This window comes from Actinomyces ruminis (assembly GCF_002154335.2).
Classification (GTDB): Bacteria; Actinomycetota; Actinomycetes; order Actinomycetales; family Actinomycetaceae; genus Actinomyces; species Actinomyces ruminis.
On sequence record NZ_MTPX02000084.1, the window covers coordinates 1 to 5754 of the forward strand.

Sequence of the window (5754 nt, forward strand, 5' to 3'; positions counted from 1 at the left end):
TGGGTGTGTTGTTTGGGATCTCGATAGTGTGTCGTGTTTGTTTGTTTTGTTGGTTTTTTGTTGGTTTCTTTGTTTGGTTTTTGTTTTGTTTGGAGAGTTTGATCCTGGCTCAGGACGAACGCTGGCGGCGTGCTTAACACATGCAAGTCGAACGGATCTTCCTGCTTTTTTGGTGGGTTGGTTAGTGGCGAACGGGTGAGTAACACGTGAGTAACCTGCCTCTTCTCCTGGATAACTGCTTGAAAGGGCGGCTAATACGGGGTGGTCTGGCCTGCCTGCATGGGTGGGTTGGTATAGGTTCAACTGTTTTGGTTGTTCTGGTGGGGGATGGGCTCGCGGCTTATCAGCTTGTTGGTGGGGTGATGGCTTACCAAGCTTTGACGGGTAGCCGGCCTGAGAGGGTGGACGGTCACACTGGGACTGAGATACGGCCCAGACTCCTGCGGGAGGCAGCAGTGGGGAATATTGCACAATGGGCGGAAGCCTGATGCAGCGACGTCGCGTGAGGGATGGAGGCCTTCGGGTTGTGAACCTCTTTTTCCGGTGGTGAAGGCTTGCCCCTTGGTGGGTGGGTTGACGGTAGCCGGGTTAGGAAGCGCCGGCTAACTACGTGCCAGCAGCCGCGGTAATACGTAGGGCGCGAGCGTTGTCCGGAATTACTGGGCGTAAAGGGCTTGTAGGCGGCTGGTCGCGTCTGCCGTGAAATCCTCTGGCTTAACTGGGGGCTTGCGGTGGGTACGGGCTGGCTTGAGCGCAGTAGGGGAGACTGGAACTCCTGGTGTAGCGGTGGAATGCGCAGATATCAGGAGGAACACCGGTGGCGAAGGCGGGTCTCTGGGCTGTTGCTGACGCTGAGGAGCGAAAGCGTGGGGAGCGAACAGGATTAGATACCCTGGTAGTCCATGCTGTAAACGTTGGGCACTGGGTGTGGGGGCCCTTTTCCGGGGTTTCCGCGCCGTAGCTAACGCGTTAAGTGCCCCGCCTGGGGAGTACGGCCGCAAGGCTAAAACTCAAAGGAATTGACGGGGGCCCGCACAAGCGGCGGAGCATGCGGATTAATTCGATGCAACGCGAAGAACCTTACCAAGGCTTGACATGGGCCGGTTGCTGCCGGAGACGGTGGTTCTCTTTCTGCTTTTTGTGGTTTGGGCTGGTCTGCAGGTGGTGCATGGTTGTCGTCAGCTCGTGTCGTGAGATGTTGGGTTAAGTCCCGCAACGAGCGCAACCCTTGTCTCGTGTTGCCAGCACTTCGGGTGGGGACTCGCGGGAGACTGCCGGGGTGAACTCGGAGGAAGGTGGGGATGACGTCAAATCATCATGCCCCTTATGTCTTGGGCTTCACGCATGCTACAATGGCCGGTACAGTGGGTTGCGATGCCGTGAGGTGGAGCGAATCCCTTAAAGCCGGTCTCAGTTCGGATCGGTGCCTGCAACTCGGCACCGTGAAGTTGGAGTCGCTAGTAATCGCGGATCAGCAACGCCGCGGTGAATACGTTCTCGGGCCTTGTACACACCGCCCGTCACGTCATGAAAGCCGGTGACGCCCGAAGCCCGTGGCCCTATGGGGAGCGGTCGAAGGCGGGGCTGGTGATTGGGACGAAGTCGTAACAAGGTAGCCGTACCGGAAGGTGCGGCTGGATCACCTCCTTTCTAAGGAGACTGTTTTGCCGGCGGGGCAGGCAGGCACTCTGTTCGTTTGTTTGGTCGCGTCTGGTGGCCTGGCGGACAGAACCCCTTTTTGTTCTTCCTTCCTTTGTGGTTGGGGGTTGGGGTGGCATGCTGTCGGGTTCCGGGGCTGCGCGCCCTGGTGTTGCCTACTGGTTGGTTCTGGTTCCTGGTTTTGGGGGTTGGGGCTGGTTGGTTGGGTGGGTTGGTTGTGAACTGTATAGCGGACGCGAGCATCAACGTTTTGTTTTGTTGGTTTGTTGTTGCTTGTGGTTGTTTTGCGTGTTTTGTTGTTTGTTCTGTTTGGTTTGCTTGCTTGTTTTGCTTGTGTTTGTTTTGTGTTGTTTTTTTGGGCGTTCGGTGGATGCCTTGGCACTAGGAGCCGATGAAGGACGTGGTGGCCTGCGATATGCCTCGGGGAGCCGGCTTGCGGGCTGTGATCCGAGGGTTTCCGAATGGGGGTACCCGGCGCGAGTTGTGTCGCGTCACCTGCCTCTGAATTGATAGGGGGTGGGGGGTTACGCGGGGAAGTGAAACATCTCAGTACCCGTAGGAGAGGATATTCTGTGAGTAGTGGCGAGCGAAAGCGGATTAGGTTAAACCGTGGTCGTGTGATTACTCGGCAGGGGTTGCGGCTGCGGGGTTGTGGGGCGTGCTTGTTTGGTCTGCTGCCGTGGGCCTGCGCTGTTGCTGGTGGGTAGCCGGATTCTCTGGGATGGGGAGCCGTAGAGGGTGATAGCCCCGTAGGTTGAACCTGCTGGTGTGGTGTTGAGCGTGTTTTCCCCTTTTTTGCGTGGGGTTCGTGGAGTCTTGCGTGAGTCTGCCAGGACCACCTGGCTGCCTAAATACTTCCTGGTGACCGATAGCGGATTAGTACCGTGAGGGAATGGTGAAAAGTACCCCGGGAGGGGAGTGAAAGAGTACCTGAAACCGGGCGCCTACAAGCCGTCAGAGCCCGCCTGTCCTGACTTGTTTGGGGTGGGTTGGGTGGTGGCGTGCCTTTTGAAGAATGAGCCTGCGAGTCAGGGCGTGTCGCGAGGTTAACCCGTGTGGGGTAGTCGTAGCGAAAGCGAGTCTGAAATGTTTGGCGTTTTAGTGGCGCGTTCTGGACCCGAAGCGGGGTGATCTACCCATGGCCAGGTTGAGGCACGTGTAAGAGCGTGTGGAGGACCGAACCCACCTCGGTTGAAAACGGGGGGGATGAGCTGTGGGTAGGGGTGAAAGGCCAATCAAACTCCGTGATAGCTGGTTCTCCCCGAAATGCATTTAGGTGCAGCGTCGCGTGTTGCCGTGCGGAGGTAGAGCACTGGTTGGTTGAGGGGCCTTACAGGGTTGCTGATGCCAGTCAAACTCCGAATGCCGTGTTCGGTTGTAGCGTGGCAGTGAGACTGCGGGGGATAAGCTTCGTGGTCGAGAGGGAAACAGCCCGGATCGCCGGCTAAGGCCCCTAAGTGTGCGCTAAGTGGGAAAGGATGTGCGGTCGCGGTGACAGCCAGGAGGTTGGCTCAGAAGCAGCCATCCTTGAAAGAGTGCGTAATAGCTCACTGGTCGAGTGGTCGTGCGCCGACAATGTAGCGGGGCTCAAGCGCACCGCCGAAGCCGCGGACCCTGGCCGTTGTGGTTGGGGTGGTAGGGGAGCGTCCTGCGTTGGGTGAAGCCTCGGGGTGACCTTGGGGTGGACGGCGTGGGAGTGAGAATGCAGGCATGAGTAGCGAGACCGGGGTGGGATTCCCCGGCGCCGTATGACCAAGGGTTCCAGGGGCAGGTTCGTCCTCCCTGGGTGAGTCGGGGCCTAAGGCGAGGCCGACAGGCGTAGTCGATGGATGACGGGTTGATATTCCCGTACCGGTGGAGTACCGCCCATGCTGACGTGCGGGTACTAACCCACGCCGTTAACCACTGTTTTCCCTCGTGTGGGGCTTTCGGGTCCCGGCGGGGGTGGTGGTTGTGGTCTGGGGACCGACCGTGCTGGTAGGCAAGCGTGTTAACTGGGGTGACGCACAGAGGTAGCCTCGCGGGGCTTATGGCTTGTCCCGTTCAAGCGTGTGGCCCGGCGCCCAGGTAAATCCGGGCGCACACCCTGCTCCCTCCTTGTGGGGGGGGTGGGGTTGGGTGAGGCGTGATGGTGACCCTGCCTGTGGGTGGGGGATAGTAGGGTGATCCTGTGGTGCCTAGAAAAGCCTCGACGCGAGGTGCTTCACCGCCCGTACCCAATAACCGACACAGGTGGTCGGGCAGAGTATGCCCAGGCGTGCGAGTGAATCATGGTTAAGGAACTCGGCAAAATGCCCCCGTAACTTCGGGAGAAGGGGGGCCTGAGCCTTGAAGCCCCGTTTGCGGGCTAGGGGTGAGGGTCGCAGGGACCAGGGAGGAGCGACTGTTTACTAAAAACACAGGTCCGTGCGAAGCCGTAAGGCGATGTATACGGACTGACGCCTGCCCGGTGCTGGAAGGTTAAGAGGATCCGTCAGTCCCACGCTAGTGTGGGGTGAAGCGGTGAGCCTAAGCCCCAGTAAACGGCGGTGGTAACTATAACCATCCTAAGGTAGCGAAATTCCTTGTCGGGTAAGTTCCGACCTGCACGAATGGCGTAACGACTCCTCTACTGTCTCAACCATGAGCTCGGCGAAATTGCATTACGAGTAAAGATGCTCGTTACGCGCAGAAGGACGGAAAGACCCCGGGACCTTTACTGCAGCTTGGTATTGACGTCCGCCATTGTTTGTGCAGGATAGGTGGGAGACTGTGAGACGGTCGCGCTAGCGGTCGTGGAGTCGTTGTTGGGATACCACTCTGATGGTGGCGTGCGTCTGAACCTGGGCCCGTGATCCGGGTCAGGGACAGTGCCTGGTGGGTAGTTTAACTGGGGCGGTTGCCTCCTAAAGAGTAACGGAGGCGCTCAAAGGTTCTCTCATCCTGGTCGGCAACCAGGTGTTGAGTGCAAGCGCACAAGAGAGCTTGACTGTGAGACTGACGGGTCGAGCAGGCACGAAAGTGGGAGCTAGTGATCCGACGATCCCGTGTGGGTGGGTCGTCGCTCAACGGATAAAAGGTACCCCGGGGATAACAGGCTGATCCTGCCCAAGAGTCCATATCGACGGCATGGTTTGGCACCTCGATGTCGGCTCGTCGCATCCTGGGGCTGGAGCAGGTCCCAAGGGTTGGGCTGTTCGCCCATTAAAGCGGTACGCGAGCTGGGTTTAGAACGTCGTGAGACAGTTCGGTCCCTATCCTCTGCGCGCGCAGGAGACTTGAGGAGTGCTGTCCCTAGTACGAGAGGACCGGGACGGACGAACCTCTGGTGCGCCAGTTGTCCCGCCAGGGGCACGGCTGGTTGGCTACGTTCGGGTCGGGTAACCGCTGAAAGCATCTAAGCGGGAAACCGTCTCCAAGATAAGGTCTCCACACACCCCCCCCTTGGGGGGGTGTGGAAGGCTCCCAGTAGACTACTGGGTTGATAGGCCAGGCGTGGAAGCAGGCAGCCCCGGGTGGGGTGAATCCTGTTGGACTTGAGCTGACTGGTACTAACAACAGCCGAACACAACACAAAACACCAAACACGAGCACACACACAAACGAGCACGCAAACACACACGCGAGCGGGCACCACCCCCCAACCCGGGGGGCGGCCCAACCACACCAACACACCCAAACAACAAAGACGATCGTTGATGCGCCTGATGCTTCAGGCCGCGTCCGCTGTACGGTTCACACACAACCCACCCCCACACACGCCACATACGCGGGCGTGTGCTGGCAGGCAGGCGACCCCAACCCACCCCAACAGCAACAAGCGTGGGTTGGGCCGGTGATAACTGGATAACCGCACAAAACAAACACACGCACCCCCGGGCAGTAAGAACCCCGGGGGGTGCGCCAGCCAACCAACCACGCACGCATGTGGGATCAGAACGTGGGTGTGGGTTGGTGCGCGTGCCGGTGGTCATAGCGGGCGGGGACATGCCCGGAACCCATTCCGAACCCGGAAGCCAAGCCCCCCAGCGCCAATGGTACTGCCCCCGACAGGCGGGCGGGAGAGTAGGACACCGCCGACACACGCACCAACCCACACCCACAAACACAACCAAC

At 59.2% G+C, this 5754-nt stretch carries 3 rRNA genes; all 3 read left to right on the forward strand.

Annotated features, from left to right (window positions below):
- Positions 1-86 precede the first annotated feature (86 nt).
- The 3 genes from BW737_RS15160 (at position 87) to rrf (ending at position 5720) form a co-directional block, all read left to right on the forward strand.
- Positions 87-1650, forward strand: a 16S ribosomal RNA gene (locus BW737_RS15160).
- Between the two features lie 352 nt (positions 1651-2002).
- Positions 2003-5215: ribosomal RNA gene (locus BW737_RS15165) — 23S ribosomal RNA — on the forward strand.
- Between the two features lie 385 nt (positions 5216-5600).
- Positions 5601-5720, forward strand: a 5S ribosomal RNA gene (gene rrf, locus BW737_RS15170).
- Together the 16S, 23S and 5S rRNA genes form the textbook arrangement of a ribosomal RNA operon.
- Positions 5721-5754 lie beyond the last annotated feature (34 nt).